Source organism: Psittacicella hinzii (assembly GCF_003585885.1).
In the GTDB taxonomy this organism is placed as follows: domain Bacteria; phylum Pseudomonadota; class Gammaproteobacteria; order Enterobacterales; family Psittacicellaceae; genus Psittacicella.
The window spans coordinates 1-16,516 of record NZ_NRHC01000094.1; the positions used below are offsets into that span (position 1 = coordinate 1).

The 16,516-nt window shown below is 36.9% G+C and carries 9 protein-coding genes; all 9 read left to right on the forward strand.

Annotated elements, in window-relative coordinates:
* The first annotated feature begins 185 nt into the window (after positions 1 to 185).
* The 9 genes from CKF54_RS06650 (at position 186) to CKF54_RS06690 (ending at position 16,426) form a co-directional block, all read left to right on the forward strand.
* Positions 186 to 1,937 (forward strand): BspA family leucine-rich repeat surface protein, encoded by a 1,752-nt coding sequence (locus CKF54_RS06650; protein ID WP_119525579.1) that lies wholly within the window; start codon positions 186 to 188, stop codon positions 1,935 to 1,937.
* Between the two features lie 2,303 nt (positions 1,938 to 4,240).
* Positions 4,241 to 4,801 (forward strand): fimbrial protein, encoded by a 561-nt coding sequence (locus tag CKF54_RS06655; RefSeq protein WP_119525580.1) that lies wholly within the window; start codon positions 4,241 to 4,243, stop codon positions 4,799 to 4,801.
* Positions 4,802 to 4,867: 66 nt separating this feature from the next.
* Positions 4,868 to 5,584 (forward strand): fimbria/pilus periplasmic chaperone, encoded by a 717-nt coding sequence (locus tag CKF54_RS06660; RefSeq protein WP_119525581.1) that lies wholly within the window; start codon positions 4,868 to 4,870, stop codon positions 5,582 to 5,584.
* 232 nt (positions 5,585 to 5,816) lie between these two features.
* Positions 5,817 to 8,288 carry a fimbria/pilus outer membrane usher protein gene (locus tag CKF54_RS06665; protein ID WP_262407826.1) on the forward strand — a complete coding sequence of 824 codons (2,472 nt, stop codon included), beginning with the start codon at positions 5,817 to 5,819 and terminating at the stop codon, positions 8,286 to 8,288.
* Positions 8,289 to 8,344: 56 nt separating this feature from the next.
* Complete coding sequence (locus CKF54_RS06670; protein ID WP_222987555.1) at positions 8,345 to 9,346, forward strand: fimbrial protein; 1,002 nt, start codon at positions 8,345 to 8,347, stop codon at positions 9,344 to 9,346.
* 1,887 nt (positions 9,347 to 11,233) lie between these two features.
* Positions 11,234 to 11,791: a fimbrial protein gene (locus CKF54_RS06675; protein WP_222987556.1), complete on the forward strand. Its 558-nt coding sequence runs from the start codon at positions 11,234 to 11,236 to the stop codon at positions 11,789 to 11,791.
* A gap of 65 nt (positions 11,792 to 11,856) precedes the next feature.
* On the forward strand, positions 11,857 to 12,573 hold the full coding sequence (locus CKF54_RS06680) for a molecular chaperone (RefSeq protein ID WP_119525585.1): 717 nt from the start codon (positions 11,857 to 11,859) through the stop codon (positions 12,571 to 12,573).
* 257 nt (positions 12,574 to 12,830) lie between these two features.
* A complete protein-coding gene (locus CKF54_RS06685) occupies positions 12,831 to 15,365 on the forward strand; it encodes a fimbria/pilus outer membrane usher protein (protein WP_119525586.1) in 2,535 nt (844 codons plus the stop codon).
* Positions 15,366 to 15,373: 8 nt separating this feature from the next.
* A complete protein-coding gene (locus CKF54_RS06690) occupies positions 15,374 to 16,426 on the forward strand; it encodes a fimbrial protein (RefSeq protein ID WP_119525587.1) in 1,053 nt (350 codons plus the stop codon).
* Positions 16,427 to 16,516: the final 90 nt, after the last annotated feature.

The following is a 16,516-nucleotide window of genomic DNA, read 5'->3' on the forward strand; positions in this document are numbered from 1 at the left end:
CTAGAACCTAGAAACTAGAAACTAGAAACTAGAAACTAGAAACTAGAAACGAGAAACTAGAAACTAGAAACTAGAAGATAGAAGCTAGAAACTAGAAGCTAGAAACTAGAAGCTAGAAACTAGAAGCTAGAAACTAGAAGCTAGAAACCGAATCCTTTTTTAATTACTTTACTCTGCAAATTACTATGCGCAAAATTATTCTTCCAGTAGCGCTAGCTGCGCTTGTTCTTGGTGGCGGCTATTACGCTTACAACAAATTCAACAACCAACAAAACTTTATTGACCAAGCTTACACTGCTGACCTAGGTAAATACTACGGTGTTGACCTAAGTAAAACTAAAGCTAAATTTACTTTTACTTCTTCAGAGAAGTTAAAAGCCTTTGTTGAAGCTTACGTTGCTGAACGTGCACAACACGATCAGATAGTGGACTTAAACTTTATCGATGTTTCACAACTAACAGATTTAGATTACCTCTTTGCAGGGAAGTATCGTTTTCTCACTGAAGATGACTTTGCAGATTCTGATGTACTAGAAAATAATTCCAAATTTATCTTCCTCGAAGAAGATCTGGCTTTTGTCTGTGAGACTACTCCAAGCTATGCTGTAGATATTTCTAAATGGAATACTAGCCAAGTTAAATCTCTGGCTTATACTTTTGCTTGTGGTGATAACCAGTTTGATCTAAGTAATTGGGATACTTCTAACGTTGAATCTCTCCGTGCGACTTTTGCATTAAACCAAGCGTTTAATGGAGATATCTCAGCTTGGAATGTTGCAAACGTACAAGACATGAATAATACCTTTGCTGATGCAATTGCCTTTAAAGGAGATTTAAGTAAATGGCAAGTAGGCAAAGTAAAAACTATGATGTCGATGTTTTCTAACGCCTCAAGTTTTACCAGTGATTTAAGTAATTGGGATGTTGGGCAAGTAACTGACATGAGCTCGATGTTTTACGGAGCAACTAACTTTAATAGTGATTTAAGTAAGTGGAATGTTAGTCAGGTGACAGACATGAGTACTATGTTTAGTCAAGCACGTAACTTCAACTCTGACTTAAGTAACTGGCAAGTGGGTGCGGTAAAAGACATGTTCTCTATGTTCTATCATGCAGAGAAATTTAACTCTGATCTTAGCAAATGGAATGTTGCCAATGTAACTGACATGGGTATGATGTTTACCAGTGCTAAAAGTTTTAATAGTAACCTAACTAACTGGAACGTTAGTAAGGTTGATAATATGGGGGGTATGTTCTTTGGAGCGACAAGTTTTAACGGTGATGTTAGTAACTGGGACGTCTCTAAGGTAACAACTATGACTCATATGTTTGGCAATGCGACTAGTTTTAACCAAGATCTAAGCAAATGGAACGTTAGTGCGGTTGAAGATATGGACAGCATGTTCTCAAATGCGAGTGCTTTTAACTCGGATTTAAGTCAGTGGAATGTTGCTAATGTTACAAGCATGGAAAGCATGTTTAACGGAGCAACAAGCTTCAATAGTGACTTAAACAACTGGGACGTAAGTAAAGTTACCTCTATGGAAAGCATGTTTGCTGATGCAACTAACTTTGCTGGTAATATCAGTAAGTGGAACGTAAGTAACGTAACAAGTATGAGTGCTATGTTCCGTAACGCCTCTAACTTCAACTCAGACCTTAGTAATTGGGATGTAGGTAATGTCGATAACATGGCAATGATGTTTGCTGGAGCAAAAAGTTTTACTTCTGATTTAAGTGGTTGGAATGTGAGTAATGTCACAGATATGTCGTTTATGTTTAGAGACGCTGCAAACTTTACTTCTAACTTAAACAACTGGCAGTTAACTTCTCTACGTACCGCTCTTTACATGTTTACCGGTAGTGGTATTACTCCAGCTAGCGTTGCAACTTGGCAAACCCAAAAACCAAAAATCTACGCTAACTTAGGTTTTTAATTAGTTGTGGCTTTAACACTAGTTACTTCTTTAGAAGCTGTGGCTTCGAGTAAGTTGTAGCTTTAACAAGTTAGAGCTTTAAGTAATCTAATAAGTTATGGCTTTAAACAAAATAGTGCGTTAGAGCCTTAATATAAACTAATGAGTTAGAGTTGTAATAAACTAGCAAGTCGGAGACTTAAATAAACAAGAACCCCATAAAAGACTAAGCGCTTTTGTGGGGTTCTTTGCTGTTAGTAATAAGCAAGAGACATGAGAAGAGTTCGTCTAGAACTCTATAGCTCTAGATCGATCTATCCTAAAAAACACCGCAAATTAGGATCTAGAAGCTTGTTAAAAAGATTACTATTACTACTATTACTAGAGATAGCTTGTTGAAACGGTAACAGCTAAAAGAGTTTACTAGGGGTAGTTAGCTAAATAGGTTTATAGAGGTAGCCAGTTAAAAATGGTACTGCAGAAAGGGCTTACTAGTTTGAAGTCTCTTCAGTTTGTACTTATACGTAGTTCTATGCAGTTATATGGGGAAGTGTGGAGTTATATGGCGAAGTATGCAGTTTATAAGCGCTATTTTATTGTGTATGCTTATAAGACCATCAGGTAACTTTAAATAGGATTAGCTAACCTCAATCTAGTTAACCACTTATTTAAGAACTTTATTTCAACATCGAGTAGCGTTATTTTTTAATTTACTCTGATTTGAAGTTTAGCTAAAAATAGGATTTACAAATCAACCCTCAAATTCGCCTTATTTTTGCATTTTTCCTTTACCACTTTTAATTTGGGGCAAAAATGCAATTTTTGCTCTTAAAAGTGAAAAAATTTTTATACAAAAAGTATATCAAAAACCACCTTATTACCATTGATAAGTTAGGGTTATTAGCCTTTTTTGTGAAATTTTGAAATATTTTTAACCTTAAAAATCAACAATTTGTAAAATTGACGGGGGGGGGGGCAATTATTTAGATATAAATGCCGTTAATCTGTGCTTTAATACTATATATCAGTTAAATTAGTTACTTAAAAAATACAATTTTACCTAAAGTTAAAATAACTGAGACAATGCCAAGAATCTGTCCAGTTTATAACTGGTTTTCTAGGTATTTTCTTAGATAAATTTAATTTAGTGGTAAAGTTATTTTGCACTTTTTAAGAAAAACGAAGATTAACTAAGTAGCGCACTTTAGAGTTGAGTTTTTACAGCAATATCTACTTTTGGTTGTTAAAAATAAACGAACAAAATGGTAAATCTGTATAGCTAAAGTTGCTAAAGCTTGTAATTAGATAGTTTATCTGGCTGAATAAAGTTATTTTATGCAGTTTAGTGTGGCTAACTTTTACTAGTGACTAGGTTTCTTTTATGGTAACCACAGGTTAATCACAGTGTAACCTTTTGTTAACATTAGGGTAACATTAGGGTACATTGAAGCAACTAAAGGTATAACCCTAAGTAACCATAGGTAACCCAAATTTAGCAAACCAATAAACTCATTTTATCTTTGCACCTTACGATTAAAGATTTTAACCACATTTATTTTGTCTCTCTTTTAATTTGTTTATAACAAATTACTCGCTTAACTACTTTCTTTAACAATTTTTACTACTTTCTTGTCATTTATTTATCTTGCTCTAGGTATTTAGTACTTAGTAAAAGCAACCATATTAGTGACAAAGACTTTTCTTACTTGCCAAGTCTATTTGCTTATTTGCATTTATTGGGTATATAAGATCTATTACAGCCTTTACAAAACTTAGGGTATTGCTCTGTTTGGCATATTACAATTTTGGCATATTCAATACTTGTACGTAATAACCCTAACGTAAACGTAAATTTAAACGTAAATTTAAAAGTAAGTTTAAATGCAAGTTTAAACGTAAATTCAAACGCGTAAATTAAACGTAAACGTAAAGATGATAAATACTGTTCAGCCTAAAGTAGTTCGCTGTTTCTGAGAGTGTTTAGTGTAAAGAAAACACAAGATAAGTAATCTCTTAGATCAAAGTACATTAGTCCTAGTTCCTTGTTTGTTCTTGCTTGACATGCAAGGGATAACATAACGGGCTAACCTATCCTCTAGCAAGGATTTTGTATTTAGTTAGGTATTAGCTAAAGATAAATCTCTCTAACTTGCTCACGCCTCCTTACTACCCTCTTGTAGCGGTAGCATTTCCCTAGTCTTTATTTTTCTTTTTAATTGCTGGTTAAGTACCTTTTTTATTCTGATTTGAGTTGTCCACTTACGTATGGCAGATGTTGGTGGTCATTATGAATTTTAAAAAATGAAATAATTAAGGTTTTTAACATGAAGAAATTCGCTCTTCCGTCTCTTTTAACTCTGGCATTAACAGCAGTTTTAGCTCCAAACACTTTAGCTAACCAATCAGGTAAAGTAACTTTCAATGGCAAAGTTATTGACACAACTTGTGTTATTAAATCAGGTGATGAAAACAAAACTGTAGCATTACCAACAGTTGCAAAATCAGTATTTACAAATACAGGTGATGTAGCTGGTCAAACTCCATTTGAATTAACTATCAACGGTTGTACTAACGTAGGTTCATCAAGTGCAAGCCAAGGTGGTATCCACTGGTTAACAGACGCAAACGTTGATTTAACAACTGGTACTTTAAACAACGTTTTAACATCAAACCAAGCTTCTGGTGTTAACATTCAATTATTAGATAACACATTTGCTGCGATCAAAATCGGTTCAACTGATGACATCAGCAGTATCAAATACGTAACTTTACAAAACAACCAAGACATCACTGTACGTTTCTACGCACAATACTACGCAACTAGCGGAACTGTAACAGCTGGTGACGTACAAGCTGTAGCTAAATTCGAACTAGTTTACAAGTAAGATTACACAGTTACAACAATAGAGGGCTAGTTCTCTTAGCCCTCTTCCTTTTTTTATAGAGGTGTTATGTTAAAACGTTTTCTTGCAACTGTTTTCCTTGGAGCTTTTACCTTACAGCAAAGCTTTGCCAATGTAATCATGGCAACTCGCGTGGTGTACCCCGCTAATCAAAAAAGCGTAGTTTTTAATTTAACAGCTTCGGGAGAAACTCCCTCTTTAGTACAAGTTTGGATTGACAGTGGTGATATAAACTCAAATCCAGCAACAACCAAATCTCCTTTTGTTATCACCCCACCAATTTCTCGTGTTGACCCTGGAAAAGGGCAAACTTTAAGAATTACTTACACAGGTCAGGATTTACCAACTGATCGTGAATCGATTTTTTATCTCAATATTTTAGATATTCCGCCAAAACCAACAGGTGAGAAAGCTCCTGCTAACTATTTGCAAATTGCGATCAAGAGTCGTATTAAACTCTTTTATCGTCCAGCTTTAGATATCAGTTTATACGAAGCTTTTGCAAAAGTAGAGTGGAGTGTAAGTAAAGAGGGGAAAAAGAATTACCTTGTAGTAACCAATCCTACTCCTTACTATATTACCTATGAGCAAATTGAGATAGTGGCAGGCAACAGCACGGTAAAAGTACCGGACGCTGATATGGTAGCTCCTTTTGCAAGTGTGCGTTATGAGATCTCGCGTGCGGTAAATGCTAACGCTGAAGTACGTTGGGTAACAATTGATGATAATGGTGCTCGTCCTCAAGGAAGCAGCAAACTCAAGTAAGGCAACTTAAATTAACAGAAAAAATTTAGTTAAATCGCAAGCAGTTTATTGCGTTTAGTCAACAGTAGCTAAGGGTTACTGTTTAGGTTACAGTTAGTTTCTAACTGTTAACAGTCTAAATTCACTGCTTCTTGGCATTTAACTAAAAGGCATGAATAAAAATTATTGTATGAAGAAATTTAAAAGGTTCTCTCAAAAACCTATAAACTCTCTTTGTCTTGCCTTGCTTAGTTTGACTTTACCAGCTACCACTTATGCAAACTCTGATTATGTTGAGTTTGACGCTAGCTTTTTACAAGCTATGGGTGGAGAAAGTATCGACATTTCTCGCTTTAGTCGTGGGAACTATGTTCCTCCTGGAGACTATATTGCTGATGTAGTGTTGAATAACAAATTTCTTGGTAAAGTAGAGCTTGTATATGTTGATGACCCTGCAAACAACACGACCAAACTTTGCGCCACACCAGCACTTTTGGCAATCCTAGATTTAACCTCTGAGGCAATTAATTCTCAAGCCTTAGCAGGGGAAATCTGCCCGTCAATTGCGCAAGTAGTACCTGAAGCTAAATTTGAGTTCAACATGGCAGAATTAGAACTCAGAGTTGGCATAGCTCAGGCATATGTGCGTCAAAGACCATATGGTTATATTTCACCAGCCCGCTGGCAAACAGGGGTTCCAGTGTTGTATGCTCGTTACAACCTCAACCGTTATACAAGTAGCAATCAAGGACACAAGACAGACCAATATTATCTTGGTGTTGCTGCTGGTTTAAATGTCGGTCGTTTTAGTATCAGACACTTTGGCTCATTAGTTTGGTCTAATCGTCAAAGTAAACAATATAGTAGTTCCTATACTTATTTACAACATGATATTGCTCCTTTACGTGCGCAATTACGTTTAGGTGACTTTTATACTAACAGCGCGATAACAGATAATGTATCTTTACGTGGGGTTATGCTTTTCTCGGACGATCGTATGTTAGCCTCATCAGAGAGGGGATATGCGCCAATCATTCGTGGGATAGCAAACACCAATGCGCTAGTAACCGTAAGACAAGGGGGTAATATCCTCCGTCAGCTAACAGTCCCAGCTGGACCGTTTGCGATTACAGATCTTTTCCCAATTGCCTATAACGGTAATCTTGAAGTAGAAGTACAAGAAGCCAATGGGCAAGTGCAAAGATTTGAAGTACCTTATACAGCCACTGCGGAACTAATGCGTCCAGGCTATAGTCGTTATATGCTAGCAGCAGGGCGTTATCGTGAAGGTACGCATGTTTTTAATCAAGATATAGTCCAAGCTTCATGGCAGTACGGCTTAACCAATGACGTAACGTTAAACCTTGGTTTTAATGGAGCTAAAGGTTATCACTCTGAAGTTATTGGTACGGCAATAAACACACCAATCGGGGCTTTTGCGACGAATATGACTTTCTCGCACGCCTTACTCGATGGAGTTGTGTTTAGTGATGAAAGCAGTAAGTTCCGTGGTTATAGTTTCTCGGTGTCTTACAACACTGTAATTAAGCCAACAAATACCAATGTAACCGTAGCAGCTTATCGTTTCCTATCCAAAGAATACTTAGCTCTGTCCGACTACATTAACTTGATTAACCTTAGAAATGTGAGAATAAAACCACGTCACGATATTATTGGTAACTATCAAGCTAAGCACCAATTGCAACTGACTGTTAGTCAGCAGTTAGCCCAAAACTATGGTTACTTTTATGTACGTGGGATAATGAACTCTTACTGGGCAAATCGTGCGAAACAGTTTAACTACCAAGTGGGTTATTCAAATAACTTTAAAGGGGTTACTTATAGCGTTTCACTCTCACAAACTCGTGATAGTTACGGAACTAAAGATAGTCAACTTTATGTTACTTTCTCAGTGCCGTTAGAATTTGCTCGTAGTGGGAACAATCGTCCTTACCTAACGCAAACTATTTCGCAAAGTAGTAGTAACAACTTCTCAAGTAATACTTCATTGTATGGTACTTTAGGAGATGATGGACGTTACTCTTATAACGTTTCTTATGATCACGCAAACAACTCGAAGTATAACGCGATTAACTTAAGTAACTCTTACGTTAGTCCTTATGCAACAGTAAATGCGTCTTTTAGTAAGGACAACAAAGATAATCGTCAGTTCTCTTATGGTATTTCCGGAGCGGTAGTTGCTCATCCAAGAGGTGTAACTCTTGCTAATGACGTGAGTGATACCTTTGCAATAGTTCATGCTAAAGGTGCAACTGGGGCAAAAATTTCTGGAACCTTAGGAAACCAAATTGATATCTTTGGGAATGGTATCCTACCTTACCTCATTCCTTACGCACTAAATACTGTTGGGTTAAGGATTGACTCAATTCCAGACAATGTGGAGTTTGAGGCAACAAGTACCCAAGTTATTCCACGTGCAAATACGGCAATGTTGGTAGAGTTTGATACTACAGTAGGGAATACGGTATTCTTTGATATCACTAACGAAGGAGTTGCTCCACCTATGGGTACTTTAGTATTCAATGGTGACGGTGCCAATATCGGAGTGGTAACTCAAGGAGGACGTATCTACACCAGAGGCGTATCTAATAGTGGTCAACTAAACCTCAGTTGGGATAATAAAACTTGTAAGATTGACTATAAGCTTTCAGCAAATATAGATCCGTCTTTACCAGTAATTGTTCCGGTGAGTTGTAAATTCTAAGGGTACTTATGCAAATTTTTAAATATATCATAACTTGCTTGTTGGTAGGTTGCCTCTTGCATACACTTCCAGCTTCGGCAACGACTATCCAGTTAATTGGTAGAGTACTTGAAGATGGCAAAACCGTTAGATACGAGTCAACTGCCTATTACAATGTAAACTCTTTACTCTGTGGTAATGCTGACTATAGTTTCGAATTCCGCATTATAGACTGGCATTTCTATGTTAGTGGCGGTGGCGTCGATCAAGCAGCTGGTCAGTTCTTTACTCTAAAGAGAATTGGTTTTAACGTGACAGGACGTGGCTCTAGTCAGGATCATGTGGCAGTAGGAGATAATGCAGGTTCATATCGTTTTACTTCTAACTTTCATAAAAATGCTAATATCAAAATCTATTTTGATTTACTTTTTAATAACGATGACTACATCTTAAACGATACTGATATTACCATTCCTCCTAGCAGTCTACTACGTATGACTTCAAGTAACTGCTACATGGTACCTGCAATGAACTCTAAATTTAGTAGTTATAACCAGTCAGCGTATTTATTAAAGTCTAATTTATCTTTACGTTTAGAATCATCTAACTCTGTTAAGGTAAACCCTGATATAAAAACTTGTGCAATCGATGGGGCAACTGATCAGACAGTGCAACTTGATACAGTTTTTAAACATGAGTTAGATCGAAATACTACGGTGCAAGCAGGTAACTTTGCAATTAGGTTAAACTGTTCACAGGCTACAGCAACCCATTCGTACATAGTTTACTCGGACGGTAACAACAACGCTAATACGTCAAACTTACTTACCCTAGATAGCAGATCAACTGCCAAAGGGGTAGGAATCCAAGTAGTTGATGAAACAACTGGGGCTGCAATCAAGTTTGCTCCAATACCAACTGCACAATTTATTAAAGTAAGTCAAGTAACTAGCTTTAGCGCAGTAAATAGTGCAAATAGATATATTACGCGTAACTACACGGTTAACTATGTTAAAAATGGTACAGTAACTGCTGGAGATCTCTCGGCAAAAATGGTTTACACCTTATTGTATCGTTAAAACAAAATTTGGTTACTTAGGCTCTCTCAAGATAGAAGCAAAAGTAACTTTACAAACTCCCTTTGGGCAAAGTCCATTATAGGGTAGAAACTGAAGTGGAACTCAGACGCAAGTCTGAGTTTTTTATGTCTGGTCATAGAGGGGTTAATTTACGCCTCTCTATCTGATCTTCTGAACTATAGGGATGCTGTTGTTCTTAAAGAGGGGTTAATAAGAAATTAATAGCATGAGTTATTGTACTTCACTTACTTAGATTTACTTAGACTTACTTAAACTAAAACTTCTCTTAACCTACTTATCTAGGTAAATTTGAGATTTTTATATGATTAAGTTGGCTGTAATTAAAATTTTATTTGCTTAGCTTTAGTTCAGTGCACTTTTGCTTGTTTAAGTTAGTTGTTGTTAAAACTCTGTGCAGTTAAAAGTGTTGTGAATTAGTTTTTGTAAGGATAAATAGCTTAAAGTGCTCGATTTTATTGCTAAATTATGAGCTAGCTTGTAGGTTTATTTTGCTAAAAAGCTTAGTTTGCAAAATAAAAAAATCCATTTATTTTCCTTTAATTTGCAATTAAAAGTGAGTAACAACTACCCTATTACCACTTACCTCTTGGGGTTATTAGCATTTTTGCATAAATTTTTGACCAGAATTTTGCTCTAATAAACAATAAGTTACGTAAAAAGTCGGGGGGGGGTAAAATTTCTTAGGTGTAAAAATTGTCTAATTTTGTGATTTAATAAGTACATCAATCTAATAGACCTTTAATTCTAAAGCACTTATTTGCACTTAAAAAAATTAAAGGTTATAAACTTAATAAGCGATTATTAAATTGCTAATTTTGCAAAGCAACGTCTCATAAATCAGTTTTTACTGGTCAAGTTGTTTTGCTCTTTTTAAGAAGAAATAAGATTAAAAAATTAAGCGATTTAGAGAACAGCTTGTTGACCGTTAAATTAAGTAAACTAAGCTTTATCCAAAAAAATAAACTTTGAAAAACCTGATTTAGATCGGTTAGTTAGCATAACTAGCAAAATCCTAGTTTAACTAGCGATTTTAAATACTTTTTGTATTTAAATTTACATATCTACAAATAAATATATAACCTAACTTATTTAGACAAGTTACGTTAATCGTTCATTTATCTCCTGCAAGACTTTAAGACTGAAGACTTTAATTTAAATTAAAGTTAACTTTTAACTGCGTTAAAAGTTAACAAGAAAGTAAATAATGCAAATAAAGTAAATAACGTCAATAAAGTGAATACGTCTTAAAGTTCTCAAGTAAGAAGTACATTCGATATTCGATATTAACAATAGCGACAATTGAATGTTAAGTCTAATCTCCGGTTGGACGGTTTAAGCATACTAAACATACTAAGCATACTCAAGTAAGCCAAGTACCCAAAAAGTATTTATCCAAGTACACTAAATTCTTTGACCAAGACCAAGATTAAACTCCCACGATATTAGCCAAAAATATCGTTTCTCTTCTCAACTTCCTCCATTCTAGTATTGACCAAATACTATCTGCATGAGACCATAATGACGAGATTATACGTAATAGCGTACGCTGTAATTCTGTCTTTATAAGTCGACTATAAGCCCACGTATATACCTTTCCTTTCTCAAAAGTATCTACTTTTCTCTTATATTCTTATCTAGAGTTTTTATGTTTATCCTTTAGTTAGTTTATGTAACAAGCTAAGTTAAACCCTTTGCCTCCATTTTGCCTCGTTCTTCCCAAATTATTTTTTAAATTCTCCGCTACTATCTAATTTTTTCTCTTATTTTTCATCTTAATTCTAAGTTATTTCATTAGGTTGTAATTATCTATACCTACAAGTCTATGTGGGTCTCTATTAATTAGTAATGAATAAAAAAAGGTTTAACATGAAAAAATTAGCACTGGCGTCTGCTTTGGCTTTAACTCTATTAGCTCCAAGCGCGTTTGCAAACACTGCGGTTCAATCTGGTAAAGTAACTTTTAGTGGTAAAGTTATTGATACAACTTGTTATGTAAAAACAGATGATCAAAACAAAACTGTAACTTTACCAAGCGTTGCAAAATCTGCTTTCACTAAGAAAGGTGACGTTGCTGGTCAAACAGCTTTTGAAATTACAATTACTGGTTGTACAAATGTAGCTACAGGTAGTAACCAAGGAGGCGTTCACTGGTTAGTTGATGCAAATGTAGATGTAACAACAGGCACATTAAAAAATACATTAACATCAGGTCAAGCAACTAATGTAAATCTTCAGTTAGTGGATGCTAATTTAAAAACTATTAAGATCGGTGCTACAGATGATGTAAGCAACATTAATTATGTTGCCTTACAAAATAATCAAGATAAAACTGTACGTTTCTATGCGCAGTATTATGCAACAGATACAGGTGTAACTGCTGGCGACGTACAAGCTATCGCTAAGTTCGAATTAGTGTACAAGTAAAGACATAGTTTTAAGTTAGGGCTGGGCTTTGTTATTCTCAGCCCTTTTCTTGTGATGAGGTGTTTATGTTTAAACGTATCCTAGCTACCGCGTTACTTGGAGCCTTTACTTTACAGCAAAGCCTAGCCAATGTAATCATGGCGACTCGCGTGATTTACCCTGCTAACCAAAAAAGCGTTGCTTTTAGTTTAACAGCTTCAGACGACAGTCCATCTTTAGTGCAAGTATGGATTGATAGTGGTGATCCGAACTCTAGTCCAGCAACAACCAAAGCCCCATTTGTAATTACGCCACCAATTTCTCGTGTTGATCCAGGTAAAGGTCAAACTCTAAGAATTACCTACACAGGTCAGGCGTTACCTGCAGATAGAGAATCTATTTTCTATCTCAATGTTTTAGATATTCCCCCAAAACCATCAGGAGAAAATGCTCCGGTGAATTATTTGCAAGTTGCAATTAAGAGCCGTATTAAGCTTTTTTATCGTCCTGCGCTAGATATAAGCCTCTACGATGCTTTTACCAAAGTAGAGTTTAGCTTAATCACAGAAAAGAATAAAAACTATCTTGTAGTGAATAACCCAACTCCTTACTACATTACTTATGACCAAATTGAGTTAATGGTAGGTAAAAATGCCGTGGCTGTGCCAGAGGCAGATATGGTTGCCCCATTTTCAACTGTGCGCTATGCCTTACCGCGTGCGGTAAGCCCAAGCGCTCAAGTACAATGGACTACCATTGATGACAATGGTGGACGTCCAAAAGGAGTTACTCCTTTAAAGTAATGGCTGTAATGTCTGGTTATTCCTACAAAAATAACTAATGGTTTGTAGAGAGTAAAGAGAGGTTAAAGAGAGACTTTGAGCTTTTTAGATCAGTAAGGTTGCTTAGGTCTTTAGAACAGTGAGGTCGCTTAGGTCTTTAGATCAGTTAGAGCTCTGGGTTCTTTTAGGTTTCCATACCTTAGCTTTATCTAGGTTTCTATGGTCTCAGCCTTATCCCTATCTTGTTCTTTCTCTCGCAAACAAGATCATTTTTCCCTATGAAAAGATTTAAGAGATTAGCACTTGGATCAATAAATTCTCTTTGTCTTGCCTGCTTAAGTGCGACATCATCGCTAGCTTTGGCAAACTCGCCTTATGTGGAGTTTGATGCTAACTTCTTGCTAGCTACTGGAGGAGAGAATATTGACATCTCTCGCTTTAGTCGTGGGAACTACATTCCTCCAGGTGAGTATATTGCTGATGTCACTTTAAACAATGTCTACCTTGGTAAGGTAGAGCTGGTATATGTCGATGACCCAGAAAACAATACTACCAAACTTTGTGCTACTCCAACTCTACTTGCTATCTTGGATTTGACACCCGAAGCTATAGATTCACAATTGCTAGCTTCTACAATCTGTCCGTCCATTGCGCAAGTAGTACCAGAAGCCAAGTTTGAGTTTGATATGGCAGAGCTTGACTTGCAAGTGGGTATTGCCCAAGCCTATGTTAAGCAACGTCCTTTTGGTTACATCGCACCAGCACGTTGGCAAACAGGGGTTCCTGTGCTATACACTCGTTACAATATCAATCGTTATATGAGTAACAGTAAAGGTTTTAGTTCCAGTCAATACTACCTTGGTGTTGACGCGGGCTTAAACCTTGGACGATTTAGTATTCGTCATTTTGGTTCTCTGGTATGGTCAAAGCGCCATGGGAGAGAATATGCAAGTTCTTATACTTACTTGCAACATGATATTGCCCCAATTCGTGGACAAATCCGTTTAGGTGACTTCATTACCAACAGTAGTATTAGTGACAATATTAGCCTACGCGGAGCGATGGTATTTTCCGATGATCGTATGCTAGCTAACTCTGAAAGAGGTTATGCTCCGATCATTCGAGGCATTGCTAATAGCAATGCTTTAGTTACCGTTAGTCAAAATGGTAACATTCTCCGTCAAATGACAGTTCCACCTGGTCCTTTTGCTATTTCCGACCTCTTCCCGATTGCCTACAATGGTAATCTTGAGGTTGAAGTCAAAGAAGCCAATGGGCAAGTACAAAGATTTGTCGTACCTTATACAGCTACAGCCGAGCTTATGCGCCCTGGCTATAGCCGTTATATGCTGGCAGCTGGACGTTATCGCGAAGGCTCCAAGGTATTTAACAATGAAGTGGTGCAAGCTTCATGGCAGTATGGTTTAACTAACAACATTACTCTTAATTTAGCTTTTAATGGTACCAAAGGGTATCATTCGGAGGTAATAGGTACGGCATTTAATACTCCAATTGGGGCTTTTGCTACCAATGTTACTTTCTCGCATGCCTTGCTAAATGGTTTGGTGTTCAGTGATGAAAGTGGTAAGTTCCGTGGGTATAGTTTTTCCGTATCTTACAATACTGTTATTAAGCCAACAAATACCAACGTAACTGTAGCAGCTTACCGCTTTCTCTCCAAAGAGTACTTAGGTTTACAAGACTATATTAATCTAGATAATTTAAAGAATCAGTTTATCAAACCACGTGATCGTATTATTGGGCATTACCAAGCTAAGCACCAGTTGCAACTCACAGTTAGCCAACAGCTAGCTAAAGGCTATGGCTACTTTTACGTCCGAGGCATAATGAATACTTACTGGATAAAGCGCTCCAAGCAGTTTAACTACCAAGTAGGTTATTCGAATAGTTACCGCGGGGTTAACTATAGTATTTCCCTTTCACAAATCCGTGATAGCTTTGGATTTAAAGACAGTCAGGTATATCTCACTCTGTCTTTACCGCTTGATTTTGCTGCTAAGGGCAATAACCGTCCTTACCTAAGCCAAACTCTGTCGCAAAGTAGTCGTAATAACTTTAGTAGTAATACTTCTATTTCTGGGTCGTTAGGTAAAGACGGACGTTATTCTTATAACGTCTCTTATGACCATAGCAACAACTCACAGTACAATGCGGTTAGTCTAAGCAATACTTACGTCAGCCCTTACGCTACTTTAAATGCTTCTTTTAGTAAAGATAACAAAGACAACCGTCAGTTATCTTACGGTATGTCTGGCGCAATTGTTGCCCATCCAAAAGGTGTTACCTTAGCCAACGATTTAAGTGAAACCTTTGCCATAGTGCACGCTAAAGGTGCCAAAGGAGCACAAATTGACGGAACTATTGGTAACCAAATTGACCGTTTTGGTAATGGGATTGTGCCGTATTTAAACCCATATGCTTTAAATACGGTGGGGTTAAACATTGATAGTATTCCAGACAATGTAGAGTTTGCAGCTACAAGTATGCAAGTTATTCCACGTGCGAATACGGCAATGTTAGTTGAGTTTGATACTACCATTGGCAATACTGTTTTCTTTGATATTACCAATAGCGATATGTTACCTCCACCTATGGGAACCTTAGTGTTTAATGGTGCAGGAGAGCATGTCGGAGTGGTAACTCAAGGAGGACGTATATACACTCGTGGAGTTTCAAGCTCTGGGGAGTTAAACCTCAGCTGGGGCGAGCAAAGCTGTAAGATTGACTATAAGCTTAGCAGCAATATAGATAGTAATTTACCGGTAATTGTTCCGGTTAGTTGTAAATTCTAAGGATATTTATGCAAATTGTAAAATACCTTTGTACTAGCTTACTAGCTGGTAGTCTCTTGCATTACATCCCAGCACATGCTAATACCGTAGTACAGTTTACTGGTAAGCTCAATGCTGATGGTAAAACGGTGAACTATGAATCGGTGAGCTACTACGACATTAACTCGTTTCTTTGTGGAAATGTAGACTACGATAACTATCGTTATCGTATCGTAGACTGGCGTTTTTCAGTTTCACCTAACTCTGCTGAAACTAGTCGCTACCTTAAACTAAAGAGAGTTTACTTCCGTGTGCAAAGAGCTGCGGGTACAGGCTACAACCTTTACCCTGTGAGTGATGGCGGTGGTGCTCTACGTGTAACCCAGAACTTTTACTATCAAGATAGAATCAAAATCTATTTTGATTTGGAGTTTGATGAGAACTTTCTCTTTAACGGTGGGGATATAACCATCCCTGCCAATAGTTTACTGCGTACGACTGCAAGTAACTGTTTCTATGTCCAAAGAGATAATACTTCTCTTTCAACTGTTAACCAAAATATCTTCCGTGGAGGTCCGGCTAACTTCCAAATGGTATTTAGATCAAGTAACGCCGTTACTTTAAACTTCACGGAAAAAACTTGTCGTGTTGGTGGACAAGCTAATCAAACCGTACAGCTTGATACAGTTCTTAAATCAACTCTTGATTCCAAACGTACAGTTAAAGGTGGAGATTTTACAATCAGAATTAACTGTTTACAAGCTACAGTTGCTAATGCTTACGTTATCTACACTGATAGTAACACTCCAAGCAATACTTCGCAAACCCTATCCTTAAGCCGTGCTTCCACGGCTAAAGGAGTACGTTTGCAGATAGTTGATAACTCGACTGGACAAGCGATTAAGTTTGCCAACCAACCAAGTTTTAATTTTATTGGTTTAAACGACGCAACGCTGTTTACGGCTGCTAATGGTACTCGTCGTGTAATTGATCGTAGTTATACGGTTAATTATGTAAAAAACGGTAATGTTAGTGCTGGAACAGTTAATGCGCAAATGATTTATTCTTTTTACTACCGTTAGCTACAGAGTACTATTGAGGTACCATTTAAGTACTAGTTAGTTGCTCGTTAAGTATCTATGAGTTATCTTTTGGTAGGTACGCTACGATAA